Source organism: Mariniflexile sp. TRM1-10, assembly GCF_003425985.1.
Lineage (GTDB): Bacteria > Bacteroidota > Bacteroidia > Flavobacteriales > Flavobacteriaceae > Mariniflexile.
This window is the reverse complement of record NZ_CP022985.1, coordinates 3,374,982-3,391,805: the sequence shown is the minus strand read 5'-3', so window position 1 is coordinate 3,391,805 and position 16,824 is coordinate 3,374,982. Positions and strand designations below refer to the sequence as shown.

At 35.0% G+C, this 16,824-nt stretch carries 11 protein-coding genes; 8 read left to right on the top strand and 3 right to left on the bottom strand.

Features of this window, described 5'->3' with window-relative positions; genetic code table 11:
* Position 1 precedes the first annotated feature (1 nt).
* The 8 genes from CJ739_RS14320 (at position 2) to CJ739_RS14285 (ending at position 11,267) form a co-directional block, all read left to right on the top strand.
* Complete coding sequence (locus CJ739_RS14320) at positions 2-1,276, top strand: adenylosuccinate synthase (RefSeq protein WP_117176502.1); 1,275 nt, start codon at positions 2-4, stop codon at positions 1,274-1,276.
* Between the two features lie 275 nt (positions 1,277-1,551).
* Positions 1,552-3,702, top strand: coding sequence for an OstA-like protein (locus CJ739_RS14315; RefSeq protein ID WP_117176500.1), 2,151 nt, complete (start codon positions 1,552-1,554; stop codon positions 3,700-3,702).
* Between the two features lie 3 nt (positions 3,703-3,705).
* On the top strand, positions 3,706-4,881 hold the full coding sequence (locus CJ739_RS14310) for an aspartate aminotransferase family protein (protein ID WP_117176498.1): 1,176 nt from the start codon (positions 3,706-3,708) through the stop codon (positions 4,879-4,881).
* A gap of 165 nt (positions 4,882-5,046) precedes the next feature.
* Complete coding sequence (locus tag CJ739_RS14305) at positions 5,047-6,435, top strand: tetratricopeptide repeat protein (protein ID WP_117176496.1); 1,389 nt, start codon at positions 5,047-5,049, stop codon at positions 6,433-6,435.
* A 52-nt stretch (positions 6,436-6,487) separates the two neighbouring features.
* Positions 6,488-7,408, top strand: coding sequence for a polyprenyl-phosphate transporter (locus CJ739_RS14300; protein ID WP_117176494.1), 921 nt, complete (start codon positions 6,488-6,490; stop codon positions 7,406-7,408).
* On the top strand, positions 7,408-8,427 hold the full coding sequence (locus CJ739_RS14295; RefSeq protein ID WP_117176492.1) for a DUF368 domain-containing protein: 1,020 nt from the start codon (positions 7,408-7,410) through the stop codon (positions 8,425-8,427). The genes CJ739_RS14300 and CJ739_RS14295 overlap by 1 nt, the downstream gene beginning before the upstream one ends.
* Entirely contained in the window at positions 8,420-9,160 is a 741-nt protein-coding gene (locus CJ739_RS14290; protein ID WP_117179011.1) for a shikimate dehydrogenase family protein, read from the top strand. Before CJ739_RS14295 ends, CJ739_RS14290 begins: the two co-directional genes overlap by 8 nt.
* Positions 9,161-9,266: 106 nt before the next feature.
* Positions 9,267-11,267 (top strand): DUF349 domain-containing protein, encoded by a 2,001-nt coding sequence (locus CJ739_RS14285; RefSeq protein WP_117176490.1) that lies wholly within the window; start codon positions 9,267-9,269, stop codon positions 11,265-11,267.
* A gap of 225 nt (positions 11,268-11,492) precedes the next feature.
* Here the strand turns inward: CJ739_RS14285 and CJ739_RS20645 are convergent, their stop codons facing one another.
* The 3 genes from CJ739_RS20645 to CJ739_RS14270 form a co-directional block, all read right to left on the bottom strand.
* A complete protein-coding gene (locus tag CJ739_RS20645) occupies positions 11,493-12,857 on the bottom strand; it encodes a transposase (RefSeq protein ID WP_117176488.1) in 1,365 nt (454 codons plus the stop codon).
* Positions 12,858-13,076: 219 nt separating this feature from the next.
* A complete protein-coding gene (locus CJ739_RS14275) occupies positions 13,077-14,384 on the bottom strand; it encodes an IS110 family RNA-guided transposase (protein ID WP_117172209.1) in 1,308 nt (435 codons plus the stop codon).
* Positions 14,385-14,663: 279 nt separating this feature from the next.
* Positions 14,664-16,814 (bottom strand): Ig-like domain-containing protein, encoded by a 2,151-nt coding sequence (locus CJ739_RS14270; protein ID WP_162880221.1) that lies wholly within the window; start codon positions 16,812-16,814, stop codon positions 14,664-14,666.
* Positions 16,815-16,824 lie beyond the last annotated feature (10 nt).

Here is a 16,824-nt window from a genome sequence, read left to right as displayed (position 1 = left end):
AATGGCAGTAGATTTACTACTAGGACTACAATGGGGAGACGAAGGCAAAGGGAAAATCGTTGACGTACTTACCTCTAACTACAATATTATTGCACGTTTTCAAGGCGGTCCAAATGCAGGACATACACTGGTTTTTAATGGACAAAAGCACGTTTTACATACCATCCCATCTGGAATATTTCACGATGGCACTACCAATTTAGTAGGTAATGGTGTTGTAATAGACCCTGTGATTTTTAAAGGGGAATTAGCCAAACTTGAAGCTCAAAATGTAGATTACAGAAAGTCTTTAGTTATTTCTAGAAAAGCACACATTATTTTACCTACACATCGCTTATTGGATGCTGCCAGTGAAGCCTCTAAAGGAAAAGCTAAAATCGGCTCAACTTTAAAAGGGATTGGACCAACTTACATGGATAAAACTGGCAGGAATGGTCTTCGTGTGGGCGATTTGGAATTAAGCGACTGGAAAGAACGTTATAGAACATTGGCCGATAAGCACGAATCTATGATTGCTTTTTATAACGTAAATATTGAGTATAATTTAGCTGAACTTGAAACAGAATTCTTTAAAGCTATTGAAGTTTTAAAATCATTAAAGTTTATAGATTCTGAAGAATACATCTACCAAGCACAAAAATCCGGTAAAACTATTTTAGCTGAAGGTGCACAAGGCTCATTACTGGACATCGATTTTGGAACCTATCCATTTGTAACATCCAGCAACACCACTGCTGCCGGCGCTTGTACTGGTTTAGGTGTGGCTCCAAACCAAATTGGCGAGGTTTTTGGTATTTTTAAAGCATATACCACACGTGTTGGTTCTGGACCATTCCCAACTGAATTGTTTGATGAAGATGGTGCCACCATGAGTCGTGTTGGTAACGAATTTGGAGCAACCACAGGACGCCCAAGACGTTGTGGCTGGCTAGATTTAGTAGCCTTAAAATACGCTTGCCAAGTAAATGGTGTTACCCAATTAATGATGATGAAAGGCGATGTGCTTTCTGGGTTTAAAACCTTAAAAGTTTGTACCGCATACAAATATAAAGGTGATGTTATCTCACACTTCCCATACAATATTGAACCAGAAAATGTAGAACCTATTTACACAGAGGTTGATGGTTGGGCAGAAGATTTAACTGAAATGTCTGATGCTACACAAATTCCAAAGGCATTAAACCAATACATCGACTTTTTAGAAAAAGAACTTGAAATTCCTATTACCATCGTCTCTGTTGGTCCTGATAGAAAACAGACTATTTTTAGAAAATAGTTTATTTACCTAAATATTCAAAAAACGCTCCAAAATATTTTTTGGAGCGTTTTTTGTACCAAAACAATTATACAATGAATTTATCTTGACTTTTTGTTTTTAACCGAAAATGAGATAAAATTTATATAGATGAGGCACTTTTTGCAAGACATAACATCGCTACGTATAAAAGAAGTAACGAAATATAGATAAATTTTAGCCATTTTTTAGGAAATAGAAAAAGTCAAGATGAGTTCAATATAATTATCGTTATTTTTGCAACAAACTTTTAGAATTTGAATAAACAAACTTTATATATCATACTGCTTCTTTGCTTGTTTTCAACAGAGATTATCCATTCTCAAGAAAAGAAGAAAATTGAAATTGAATATGCTGGCAGGTTAACTATTGATGAAGAAAACTACCCCGGCGCGAAAGTTTTAACCCGAGACGAATCGCAACAAGTGCATATTATGCAGGGAAGCATAAATATGTGGAGCGATAAAGCCATTTATTACAGCGGTGAAAATTTTATTGAAGCCTACGGAAATGTGAAACTAATTCAAGGTGATACCATTCACATGACCTCAAAATATATTGAATATAGTGGTATCACCCAATTAGCTTTCGCCAGTGGTGATGTGGTTTTAAAGGATCCAAATTCTACCATTTCATCCGATACGTTGTATTACGACCGTGTAAAACAACAAGCCTTTTATAAGAATGGTGGTACTGTAGTAAAAGACACATCAGGAACTATTACTAGTAAAATTGGACGGTATTACATGGAACAAAAAAAATACCAATTTGTAGATGATGTGGTATTGGTTAATAAAGACGCCACCATCAACTCTAATTATTTCGATTTTTATTCTGACACGGGTTATGCTTATTTATTTGGTCCTTCAACCATAGTTACAGCCGAAAGCAATACCTATACAGAAAAAGGATTTTACGACACCAAAAACAAAAATGGCTATGCCGTAAGAAATTCTAAAATTCATTACAACGACCGTATTATAGAAGGTGATAGTTTGTATTTTGATGATACCAAAAAATTTGCCTCAGCAACCAATAATATTAAAGTAACTGACACTATAAATCATAGCATTGCAAAAGGGCATTACGCCGAGGTTTTTAAAGCCCAAGATTCATTGTTCATTACAAAACGTGCCTTAGTTGCAACCAAGCAAGAAAACGATTCCATCTACATGCATGCCGACAAAATAATGGTAACCGGCAAACCAGAAAACCGTATTGTTAGAGCGTATTACAATGCCAAAATTTATAAATCCGATTTAAGCGGAAAAGCAGATTCCATACACTCAAACCAAAAAACAGGTCTCACACAGTTCATAAACTTAAGCCGTTTATCATCAACCGATGTGTTTTCAACCAAACGACGTCCCGTTCTTTGGAATGTTGAAAACCAAATGACAGGTGATACCATTCATTTAATTTCAAATCCAAAAACCGAAAAGTTAGATTCCCTGCTGGTATTCAACAATGCATTTATAATTAGTAAGGACACCATAAGTACAGATGGATACAATCAAATATCAGGGATTAGATTAGTGGGCTTGTTTAACGAGAAAAATGAATTGCGTAAAGTAGATATCATTAAAAATGCACAATCTATTTTCTATACAAGAAACGAAAATCAAGAACTTATAGGTATTGACAAAGCCAAATCGGGAAGTATTTCTATACTTTTTTCTGAAGGTGACATAGAAGAATATTCTAGACTCAACCAAGTTGATGGCGATTTGTATCCAGAATCTAAATACCCAGAAAAAGAAAAACGCCTTAAAGGTTTTGATTGGCGCGAAGATGAACGTCCACTAAGTGTTGAAGATTTATTTAAAGACGACGAACCTTTAATTTTACCCACTATAAAAGGCTTAGATGATTACATTCCGCAAGATACTTTTTTTGATGAAGAATTGCTGGAACGCGTCAAATTAGCCGGACAAGGTTTCGTAATAAACAAAGCTGCTAGAAATATTCCTGAAGAAGAAAGTTCAACTGGTAATTTGTTAGAGTTTAATCAAAATTTTAATACTAAAGAATGGCAAAAAGTAGCAATTGAACTTACTTCTGAAAAAGTAATCGATCCCGAAGGAAAAGCAACTGCCTTTAATGTAATTGGAACCGGCTCTAGTGATGGTCATACTCTAACAGTTATAAAGAAAACTAAAGGAATGTTTAAATGGTCCATTTGGCTAAAAGGAAAGGGAATCACTCGAATTAGATTTCAAGAGCAAGGAGGTGATTATACCAACTATAATACATTACCAATAAACTTAACGGATAAATGGACCAAATATACCTTAACAGGCGAAAAAGTTGATGATGGAAATTATTTAAGATGTGTTATAAGTGACATTCAAACAAATGATAGTATTAGCTTATGGGGATCTGAATTAATAGAACTATCAAAAAAATAAGCAGTGAAGTCCAATTTCTACAAATACCAAACGCAAACCTCACCACACCCATTAGCTATGGAGGTTTCCCATGCCAATGGGAGTTATATTTACGACACAAATAACAAAGCTTATTTAGATTTTGTTGCTGGTGTTTCGGCAACGCCTTTAGGTCATAACCACCCAAAAGTTATAAATGCCATTAAAGAGCAGCTAGATAAGTATCTACATGTGATGGTTTATGGAGAATACATTCAAAAACCCGCTGTAGAGCTTGCTAAATTATTGGCTAAAAACCTGCCCTACCCTTTAGAAAACACCTATTTGGTTAATTCCGGCACCGAGGCTATTGAAGGCGCTTTAAAATTAGCTAAACGCGCCACGGGTAGAAGTGAAATTATCTCGGCAAAAAATGCTTACCATGGCAACACCATGGGCTCGATGAGCGTTATGGGTTACGAAGAACGAAAACAAGCTTTTAGACCTTTGTTACCAAATGTTCGTTTTATTACTTTCAATAATGAAGAAGATTTAAATCATATTACCACAAAGACCGCTGGTGTTATTTTAGAAACCATTCAAGGTGGTGCTGGCTTTATTGAACCTGAAAATGGGTATCTAGAAAAAGTTAGGAAACGCTGTGACGAAGTTGGTACTCTTTTAATTCTAGACGAAATCCAACCAGGTATTGGCAGAACAGGAAAACTGTTTGGATTTGAAAACTACAACTGTATTCCAGACATTTTAGTTTTGGGCAAGGGTTTAGGTGGCGGTATGCCCATTGGTGCTTTTACAGCCTCCTGTAAATTAATGAATTTGCTTCAAGACAACCCAAAACTAGGCCATATTACAACCTTTGGTGGGCATCCTGTTATTGCTGCATCTGCCCTTGCTACCTTAAAAGAAATAACAGAAAGCAATTTAATGGCGCAAGCCTTAGAAAAAGAACAATTATTCCGTAAGCTTTTAGTACATCCACTCATTGAAGATATTCGAGGAAAAGGACTCATGCTTGCCATCATAACCCCTTCAGCCGAGATAACAAACACCGTAATTTTACAGTGTCATGACAAAGGTTTGATACTCTTTTGGTTACTTTTCGAACCTAAAGCTATCAGAATTACACCACCGCTAACCATCTCAAATCATGAAATTATTGAAGGTTGTTCTATTATTATCGATATTTTAAACAAAATTTAACAATAAATAATCAATCACAACTCATTGATAACCAATAAATAATAATATTTTATTAGCACATAACCCACAACTGTTCATTACTTTGTTAAAAACATTTGATTATTACGACTAATAAAAAGAAATAGAACATTAAATTTAATCAAGTAGAACTTTACAAATGTGCTTATGGAGTTTAGTCATGATGACAATAACGATTTACCATTAACCAAGTTTGAATCGATGCTAAAAACAAACCATGTTTTATTCTTCGATTCCGAAGAATTTGAAAACATCATTCACCACTACCTTAATCAAGGTAAAATTGCTTTGGCCAAAAAGGCCATAAAATTAGGTTTAGACCAACACCCAACCTCAATTAATTTAAGACTTTTTAAAGTTGAGATTTATGTGTTTGAAGATAAACTTATTGAAGCAGACACGTTATTGAGCGAACTTTATAATTTAGACCCGATGAATGAAGAAATCTACATTCAAAAGGCTAATATTTTTTCTAAAAAGGATGACCACGAACAGGCTATTCAAGTATTAAAAAAAGCACTGGAACTTACTGATGATGTAGTCGATTTATACTCACTTATTGGAATGGAATACTTATTTCTGGATCAATTTGAAGAAGCCAAAGAATACTTCATGAAATGTTTAGAGGAAGATATTGAAGATTATTCGGCTCTATACAACATCATCTATTGTTTTGAATTTTTAAACCAAACAGAGGATGCTATCGAATATCTAAATATATTTTTAGATAAAAACCCCTATTGTGAAGTGGCATGGCATCAATTAGGAAAACAATATTACACCCTTAAAAATTATAAAAAAGCATTAGCAGCATTCGATTTTGCTATCATTTCAGACGACACTTTTGTGGGTGCCTATATAGAACGCGGTAAAGTGCTGGAAAAGCTAAAACGCTTTGAAGAAGCCATAGAAAACTACACCATTACCTTAAAACTAGATGAACCTACATCGTTTGCACTATTACGAATTGGTTTCTGCTACGAAAAATTAAGAAAGGATGATCTAGCTGTCCAATATTACTATAAAACGGTACATGAAGACCCTTTATTAGACAAAGGCTGGATTGCCATAACACGTTATTACAACAGAAAGCGAAACTACCAAAAAGCATTATACTATATTAATAAAGCCATTAATATTGATTCTGAAAATGTAACCTATTGGAAATTATATTCTCAAATCAGCCAACGCCTAAACCTTTTTGAAGAAGCCGAACGCGGATTTAAAAAAACATTAGAGCTAGGCAATTATGAGCTAAGCACGTGGTTGTCTCGTGGTGATTTATTAATTAAATTGGGTGAACCCGAAGCGGCAATTTTTAATTTTGAACAAGCTGTCGAGTTTTATCCAGAAAATGCCGAATTAGAATATCGTTTGGCTGGTTTATATTTTTCTTTAAACGAAAACGACAAAGGGATATTCCATTTAAAAAACGGCTTAAGTTACAACGAAGAATATACTTTTATAATTGACGAGCTATTCCCTGAAGTTGCCAATAAAATACTTGTTAAAAATTTACTAAAAACAAATCAATAGTCTAACGTCAAGCTAAAATCCATACCTTTGGTTTTAGCTTAAAAATCAAACTATGCAAAGACGTATTAAAGACTATGCCGTCATTTCTCTTAAAGGGTTAGCCATGGGTGCTGCCGATGCCATTCCAGGTGTATCGGGTGGTACTATTGCTTTTATTTCTGGTATTTATGAAGAATTGGTTTCTACCATAAGTAATGTGAATGCGTCACTTTTTAAAACCCTTTTTAATAAAGGTTTTGTAGCATTTTGGAGTCAGGCTAATGGAAATTTTGTTTTAGCATTATTAAGCGGTATTATAATTAGTTATGTTTCGTTTATGAAACTTGCTAAATATTTATTGGAAAGCCATCCTATATTAATTTGGTCATTCTTTTTTGGGTTAATTATAGCTAGTATCTATTTTGTTGGTAAACAAATTACAAAATGGAATTTAGCTGCTATTATTGCTTTTATTATTGGTGCTGGCATTGCCTTTTATATTACAATGCTTCCTGCATTCTCCACTAACAATAGCCCATATTTTCTTTTTGTTGCTGGTGCCATTGCTATTTGCGCCATGATTTTACCTGGAATTTCTGGATCTTTTATTTTAATAATTCTTGGAGCTTATAAAACCTTAAGCGATGCCATTCATGACATCGATATAAAAAAAATAGCAATTTTTGTTGCTGGTGCAATTATTGGTTTATTAAGTTTTAGCCACGTTTTAAAATGGCTTTTTAAACACTATCATAATATCACTTTAGCGCTACTTACTGGATTTATTTTAGGATCATTAAATAAAGTATGGCCATGGAAAAAAACGTTAACATGGCATACTGATCCTAAGGGAATAATGAGTCCCGTACTTCAAGAAAGTGTTTCTCCTTTTTCATTTCAAGGAGAAAGCATGCTAGCATTTGCATTCCTTTTAATGATTTTTGGATTTTTAACTATTTTTATTCTTGAGAAGGTAGGTTCTAAAAAACAATAATGGAAAGCACCAGAACATTCAAAGATAAAATTTTCCTAATTCTTAAAGGATTGGGTATGGGTGCTGCAAATAAAGTGCCCGGTATATCAGGTGGTGTTGTTGCTTTTGTTGCTGGTTTTTACGAAGAATTTATTTATTCTCTCAAAAAAGTAAATAGAAAAGCCTTTAAATTGCTTATCAATGGTCGCTTTAAAAGTTTTTATAATTATATCAATGGTCGCTTTTTAAGCTTACTACTTTTCGGAATGGTTGTAAGCTATTTTAGCATTTCAAAAGTATTGGATTACTTTATTAAGTACTATGAATTGTATATTTGGAGCGTTTTCTTCGGAATGATCATCGGCTCTATTTATTATATAAACAAAGATTTTAAAGATTGGAATTATAAAACCTACACGTCTTTAGCGCTAGGAATTTTAATTGGATTAAGTATCAGTTTTTTAAGTCCTGCAAAAGAAAATGATAATCTTTGGTTTGTATTTTTTTGTGGCATTATAAGTGTTTCGGGCATGACACTTCCCGGGTTTTCAGGTTCTTTTATACTCATCCTTCTAGGGAATTATGTGTTGCTTTTGGTAGATTCCGTAAATGCTTTATTTGATACTTTTTATGAGGTTTTAGGTGGGGATTTTGGGTTTATTAATAATGCAGAACGCATTAGAATGCTAAAAGTACTCGCTATTTTCACATTGGGTTCAGTGGCTGGCTTGGTGACTTTTTCGCATATTTTAAGTTACATTTTAAAACGTTATAAAAGCATTACACTTTCGGCTATTATTGGTTTTATAATTGGATCTTTGGGCGTGGTATGGCCTTGGAAAAAAACCATTTATAAATTAGCCGAAGATGGTACGCATGTATTAGATTCTACTGGATCTAAAGTCGTTTTAAATTATAAAAGGTACATGCCTCAACTCAATGCCGATACTTATTACGCTATCGCTTTTATTTTCCTTGGAATTGCTATAGTTTTGGCACTTGAATATTACGGACAAAAAACCAGAAAAATCAATGAATAAACTAGGGCTTTTAGGTAGAAATATCTCCTACTCATTTTCAAGAGCATACTTTAAGGAAAAGTTTGAAAAAGAAGAAATCACCAATACGACTTACGAAAATTTCGATATAGAAAGCATCGATTTATTTCCATCAATAATAAACAACACCGAAGGTTTAAAAGGATTGAATGTTACCATACCTTATAAGCAAGAAGTGATGCCTTTTCTTGATAAAATTAACAAAAAGGCCAAAGCCATTGGTGCTGTAAACACTATAAAAATCACAAAAAAAGGCAAATTAGTTGGCTATAATACCGATTGTTATGGGTTTAAAAAATCCTTAAAACCCTATCTACAACCACATCATAAAAACGCATTAATTCTAGGCACAGGCGGTGCCAGTAAAGCCATTGCTTATACGTTTAAAAAATTAGGCATTACCTACCACTATGTTTCCAGAAAACAATCTGAGGGGGTTAGTTTCACTTATGACTCGCTTACCAAAGATATCATTAAAAACCATCAAATTATTGTAAATAGTACACCGTTAGGCACATTTCCTAATATAGAAAACTGCCCTAATATTCCTTATAATGCTATTACCAACGACCATATTTTGTTCGATTTAATTTATAATCCTGAAGAAACCAAATTTTTAAAATTAGGCAAAGCACAACAAGCAATAACCATAAATGGCCTAAATATGTTAAAATTACAGGCAGAAAAGGCATGGTCTATCTGGAATTTACATTAAAATTAGCTTCCAAATCATTAAAACCCCACATAGTACTTTGTAAATAATAGACTTGTTAGTATCTTTAAACACAAAAGTAATTTAAGGAACCCTAACATTTTTAAAAATGTCTGATATAAATAACCTGCCAAAAGCAGAAGGAAAAGAAGAAATTAAAAAGGATGCCAGTCATTCTGATAACGTCTTGGAAGAAAACAAGTCGGTAGAGACAAATCATTCTGAAACAAAAGATACACCATCTGTTTCAGAAGAAAAAACTATTGACAAAAATGAAAGTGCTAGCGACGATATTAAAAATTCAGACAAACAAAACGACGAAGTTTTCAATGAAATTGAAGATTCCAATGCCGAAGATGCCGAAGATGAAGGCAATAAGGAACGTCATACTATTGAAGTAAAAGCCTACGACACCATGTCATTAGAGGCTCTTACCATTGAATTGGAAAGGCTTGTGAAAAACGAAAAAGTTCAGGCCATAAAATCACATGTTGATGGAATTAATAGTGAATTTAAAGACAAGTTTCAAGCGTTATTAGACGAAAAGAAAGAAGAATTTTTAAACGATGGTGGTGACGAAATAGATTTTTATTATGTGTCGCCAATACAAAAACGATACAAAGAAGCATATAACAATTACCGAAAAAAGCTAAACGATCATTACCAGAATTTAGAAAAAAACTTAAAACAAAATTTAGCCGACAAACTTGAAATTATTGAAGAATTAAAAGGTTTGATTAATGTTGAAGAAAACATAAATACTACCTACAAACACTTTAAGGAACTACAAGAACGTTGGAGAACTACAGGCCCTATACCCCGAGACAAATACAACAACGCCTGGAATAGTTACCACCACCATGTAGAAATGTTTTATGACTTTTTACATTTAAACAGAGACTTACGCGATTTAGACTTTAAGCATAATTTAGAACGTAAATTATTAATAATTGAACGTGCTGAAGAATTAGCCGCAGATGATAACGTGATGCGTGCCTTTAGAGAGTTACAAGAGCTTCATAAAATGTGGAAAGAAGAACTTGGACCTGTAGATAAGGAACATAGGGAAGTTATCTGGGAAAAATTTAAAGCAGCAACTAAAAAAATAAACGATAAGCGTCAAGTTTATTATCAGCAGATAGATAAGGTTTATGAAAAAAACCTAGAAAAAAAACTTGAAATTATTGAAAGTATAAATGCGGTAACAGCACAAGGCGCTAATTCGCACAATGGCTGGCAAAAGAAAATTAAAGAGATTGAAGATTTAAGAGAACAGTTTTTTAACATTGGTAAAGTCCCCAGAGAAGTAAACGAAAGCACTTGGGCCAAATTTAAGGAGTCTGTAAGAACTTTTAACAGGCAAAAAAATGCGTTTTATAAAGACCTGAAAAAGGACCAATACACCAATCTTCAAAAAAAATTAGACTTAATTAAAATTGCCGAAGACAACAAAGACAGTGACGATTTTGAGGTAACCACCGCGTTGATGAAAAAGATTCAAAGCGATTGGAAAAAAATAGGTCACGTACCCCGTAAAGACAGCGATAAAATTTGGAAACGGTTTAAGGCTGCTTGTAATTTTTATTTCGACAAACTACATGCGACACGAAATGCCGCAAATAAAGAAAGTTTAGATGCTTTCAATAATAAAATAGCTCTTTTAGAAACACTAAAAAATTTAAAGCCAGTTGCTGATAAAGAAAAAAATGTTGAAAGCATAAAAGAATACATAAACAAGTGGAAAGATTTAGGACGGGTTCCTAATGACAAACGTTACATAGAGGGCAAGTTCAATAAAGCTATTGAAGATTTTCTAACTAGTCTAAAAATGGATAGAAACGAAGTAGAAATGATTAAGTTTGAAAATAAACTTGATATTATTAATGCTTCAGACGACAATAAAGATTTAGATAACGAACGTTATTTTATAAGGAAAAAGATTGATGAAGTAAAAAGTCAAATCAATCAATTGGAAAACAATCTACAATTTTTTACAAATGTTGAAGACGACAACCCACTTGTAAAAGAAGTTCACAACAATATAAAAACCCATAAAGAAGCCCTAAAATTGTGGAAGAGTAAGCTTAGTAAAATAAAAGAGCTTTATTAAAATTTATATTAAAGAGGCTGTCTAAAAAGTCTAGTTCTATGTTCATAGGCACATTCAGAAGTAAGAGTACTTTTGAGTAAAACTAACATAAAAAATGACCGATTTTGATTTTCAAAATCGGTCATTTTTGTTATTTGGAGTTTTTTAAGGATAATTTTATAGAAAAGAATGCGTTTTTGTTTCCAACAGGACACAAGTATCCCATCGAAGTTAGCTTTCGTTTTTTTAAGCAGCTAAGTTTTTAAATCGAGAGCTGTAAATTCTTCTTCCAATTTCAAGAGCATTGGCTGTATGGATTCCGAAGAAAATCCAGAGAATCTCGCTCTTTTGGGTTTTGGCCTTGATCTTTTTCAGGTTGTAATGTTCTTTTTCTTTACCAAAGCTTCCTTCAAGACGTGTGGAACGTTCTTTTTTGATTTCTCTGGCCAAAATTTTACGCTGTTCTTTGTTTTTACCAGCCTTTCCTTTTCTGATAAAATCGGTCTGGATTTTGCGACTTGAGGTAAATGTTCGGTTTTTATTGGTAGCATAAATAGCATCTGCCCCCAGTATTTTTATTTTAGTCTTGGTCAGGTTTTGGGCGCAAGATACACTGCTCTGCAAACGGGTCCCTTCATTGAAGGCACGGTACTGGATATGCTCAATAAAATTGATTCCGTCTATTTGAACTTTGTTCACTTTTGCTCCAAATTCTACCTGTTTGGTTTCTTTGCCCCGCACAATTGGACGAATGTAACTTTTGCTGATGCTTACGATTCTATCGGGAACACTTTTTCCTGTTTTAAATATTTGTGCCTGTTGCCGGTAAACTTTGGCAATAATGGATCGTTGTCGCTTGTATTTAGCGGTGGATCCAAATGGATATTGATTTTCTATCTGACCCAGTGCACCGTTAAGTTTGTACAGTAATTTCAGTAACCCTCGGGTTACTTTTGTGCGGTATTTGGATTGTTTCTTTCGTTTTTTCGAATACTCGTTATAGCGTCTGCACCAATCCAGATATTTGGTCCTGGGCAATTTGATTTTCAAAGTGCGGCATAAGGATTCCATTTGTCTGTAGTTCCACTGAACGCATTCCCAAAGCAATTTCTGATTGGTTGGAAAACGCACTTCGCTCTCGTAACAGGTCGCATCGGTAAACATTTTGTCCAGGTCCTTCATATAAGGAATCCAGTTCTTGGCAAGTACTTCTTGGGATCTTCTAATATTTAAACCCTTGGAAAGCTCCATCCTGATTTGGCTCACGATCTTAAAGTTGGTCAGCGGTTTATCGATGGGAATTAGAATATCGCAAAAAAACTGCATGAAAATATTTCCATTCAAAAGCTCGATCAGTTTCTTGTCCGAGCATCCATAATAGTTTTTGAGCATCATCAGGGCAATTTTCCCTTTGGGACTAAAATAGCAATGGGTTCCTTTTTTAGAATCTTTCAATTTGAAAGATTGACCAAGCTCGGAAAAAGGCGTGGAAAGGTAAATTTTGCCCAAATCGGTTTTTAGAAATTGGGCATAAAATCCATCAAAATCTTTATTGATGGCGAAAATTGGAATTTCGTATTGAAATTCGCTTAAACGTATTATTTTTGGCATCACACTTTAAAAGAAAACCCCGTTTTTGGCCCGTTTGGAGCAATTTCGGGGTTTGTTCCTTCTAATATAATACCTATTTTATTGAAAAACAATAGTTTATATTATTATGGATATGCCTTCATATTGAGCACTTCGACAAGCTCAGCACAGGCTTTGTCGAAATATTTTAACTTACTGGTAATCAATATCGGTTTCGACAAGCTACCATTGACGTATTTGCTAAACCGCTGTTTTATAGCTAATTGACAAACCAAGTTCTCTTGCCATTTTCATAATGTTCTTTTGTTTATTAAACAAGATCTTCTCCTCATAATCTTTGATTCCCTTCTCTACATATGACAGTCCTTTAACAAATAGCTTCCAATAGAGCTCTGCCAGTTTTCTTGCCATTGCCTTTATTGCCGGTGATGCCCCTTTCTTTGCCCTTATCTTTCTGCCAAAAGCACCCAATGCAATTTTCTTGCTGTTGAGCAGGCTCGTGGCCGCTTGCTTAAATATCAGGCCGGCCTTTGGTTGTCCTTTAGCCTTATAGTTTTTTTTCATCTTGCCCGAATGGTGCTGTTTTGGCGCCAGTCCCAACCAGGAAGTAAAATGCTTTTCTGTTTTCCATTTATGTAAATCAGTCCCTATTTCCGATAGGAGCTGCATCCAATTATAATCTGTTATACCGGGTAGGACCGTAGCATCTTTGCCTTCAAATATTTGCAATAGATAACGGTCCATTCCTTCTATATTTGGTTTGTGGTGCCTCACGTTTTTTCGTGGAGTTGCCTTATTTGATACTTTAGGCCGGTTTGCCCCCATCTTTTTAAGGACTTCTTCCATTTTCAGATCACAACCGGCAATTTGTTGTTGATAAAAATCATAGCACACCACTGCTTGGCCCAAAGCAAATAGCCCTGCTTCATTGTAGTGCCCTTTCAAGGATTTAAGGATCAGTTCCTTTTTTGTTTTCAACACACTCCCATGGCATAGCTTTACCAAAACCCCGGGATCCCTTTCGCCCTTTAAGATCGCCCTGATTATTTTCAATCCACTTACCCCGTGAACTTGGTCCAGAACTTCTTTTAGCCGAACGTTCATCAGGGTCAGTGCTTTTTGCATATGGTTAATATGCATAGCAGCACTACGGATGTGATCTTCGCGCAGGCGTTGATAGCTCCTTAGTTCATGTACCAGTTCATCTGCAACAAAACAACGGTTCAACAAACCATAGCTGTGCAATTGCTGTATCCATTGACAGTCCTTTACATCGGTCTTTCTGCCTGGAACTTGTTTTGTGCTCCTGCCATCCACCAACCATACATCGATGCCTCTTGCCTTCAATATATCATAGAGGATGACCCAATACACTCCCGTGGCTTCCATGGCCACTGAGGTTACATTGTTTTCCTCTAAGTAAGATACCGCCTGTTCCAGATCTGATGTGAAGGTATCAAAACTGCGAACCTCCTTATCTTCAAGACCTATGAAGATTTTTTTGGCTCCGATATCGATCCCTCCTGCGTTTTTCCTGATTTTTTTCATCCTACATTATTTTTTAAAATCACACCCAGAAAATTTTTATGCTTGCTAGACTACCATTCGGGCATTATTATAAATAAGCACCATAATCGCTACCCCTATTTTCTGAAAACCATACTCAACCACAGGTATATAAACACTACGCTGTGCCTCGGAAATATTGTGACTTTTTGTTAAACTTGCACAAAATACGTCATCGCATTCGCTAGTTAAAAACTTTAACAAAAGTCTCAACCTGACAAATTAAATTTAAAGGACTTTTTAGACAGCCTCTTTGTTTTGTTACCTAACCAAACTAAAATGCCCTCGGTAAGTTCTAACATTTCCAGAAAAATCAACCAATTCAGCCACAAACCAGTAATCTGAACCTGCTAATAACTGCCCATTAAATGTTCCATCCCAAAAACCATTTTTAGCATTCAGTTGCTTTATTAATTTTCCATAACGGTTAAACACGTTTACCTTTGAAGCGTTGGTAAAATCGGTGCCTAAACCTATAATCTGCCAAGTATCATGTTGTCCATCATTATTTGGTGTGAAAAATTTAGGAAAACCAAGTATAAAAATTTCCAATGACGTAGGATCGTTACCACATCCATTTTTATCTTTCACATAAATAACATGAGAACCTGCTTTTACATCATCAAAATACGGTTCATCTTGATAAGAACCATTTACATTATCAAGAGCAAACTCATAATCGCCAATTCCTAAATTATTGTTAGCATTGTTTATGGTTATGCTATTATTACTGGATGCTTCTACGATAGAAATATCCTCATAAGTTATTGTTGCTACATCTGATTCCTTTACCGAAACCGATAAAAGAGTATCGCAACCATTTGAGGTAGCGACTACGGTATAAAGCCCTTCTGAATTTACGTCTACATATGGTAAATTGCTTATAACTTCTCCTGTTTCATTTGTCCATTGATAGGTATAAGTTCCTTTAGCATTAAATGTCTCCAAAGTTATAGGAGTTGTGCCTAAACAATAAATTACTGGCGTTTTTACTACTTCAAACTCCGGTACTGGATACACTTCCATTGTTACTGGTGTTCTTGTGCTTGTACACCCATTTAAAGATGCCTCTACATAATACGTTGTAGATGTATCTAACCCTGAAATGGTATATGACGCTCCTGTTTGCAATAAAGTACCTCCTATTTGTGTATCATACCAATTTATTATACCTGCTGATGCCGATGCCGATAAAGTTCCACTACCAGTGCCACATATAACATCGTTAGTTACAGCAATTATAATCGGAGATTGTGTTACTGTAGCTGTAACAGCAATTCTATTGCCTGCTACGCAATCATTTATTGAAGCCATAGCATAATATGTGGTAGTCGCATTTATACTCACCGTATAAGCATCTCCTTTATATAATGGTATTCCTCCAGTAGGCACATCAAACCATAAGACATCACCGCCTTGCGATGCTTTTGCTTTTAAAGTAACCGTACCTCCATCACAAATGGATGCTGATTGAGTAGATTCAATGTGTGTAGTATAAATATTTGTGCTTGCCGCAATCTCTAAATCTAAATCTCCTGGCATGCCTCCATATTCTACAATATAACCCTTAGGATGATATAGCCCTGGTGGATCGCCTCCTACTCTTAAATCATTCCATGCTCCGGGAATGCCTATAGACGGATCAGTTATATGCGCATAATCTTCCCCACCATTAACATTATTTGGTTCATTGTTGTTCCAATTAGCATAATTTGGTGTTGAACCATTAGCAACACCATTCCAAAAAACAGTTCCTGCTTCAGGACCTGTAACCCATTTCCAAACACCTTCGATTTCTACATCATTTCCACCAATCCACCCTGCTCCTGCCGCCTGTTCACCTGCCAATTGGGCTTCTTCAGCAGAAGTAAGAGTTGCCAAATAGCCTTGTAAACCAAAATAGGTTCTATTCTCCGCAGCTATCTTTGCATCTGTCCAAGTAATGCCGTATGAAGCTATATATTCATAATAATGACCCGTAGAAGGCAAATAATTGGCATCGCCTATTGTAATTGAAAAACTTTTGTTTGTTGGGTTGTTACTTGTACTTTGGAAAACAACGTCTTTTATAGCCGCTGTGAGGTCTGTATAACTAACAAGTGCCGATGCAATTCCTTCAATAGTTAACTTTCCTTCCAACGCACTCCATGATGTAGCAACATTTGGATGGCTTCCTAAAAGAATTAAGGTATCTTCTCCATTAATATAGCCTTCTGAAATTTGTACATAAAGGGCTTCTATTTCTGTATCATCTTCATCTTCTATATTGAAATCGGTAACAATTTTTGTTTGACTTTTAGGGCAATAATATTGATTTCCCGTTGCAGTTAATGTAGGAGCTACATTTTGGGAAAAAACGGTGCTATTTATAAATAGAAAAACTATATAGAATAACAGGTAATTTGTTTTCAAAAACATTATT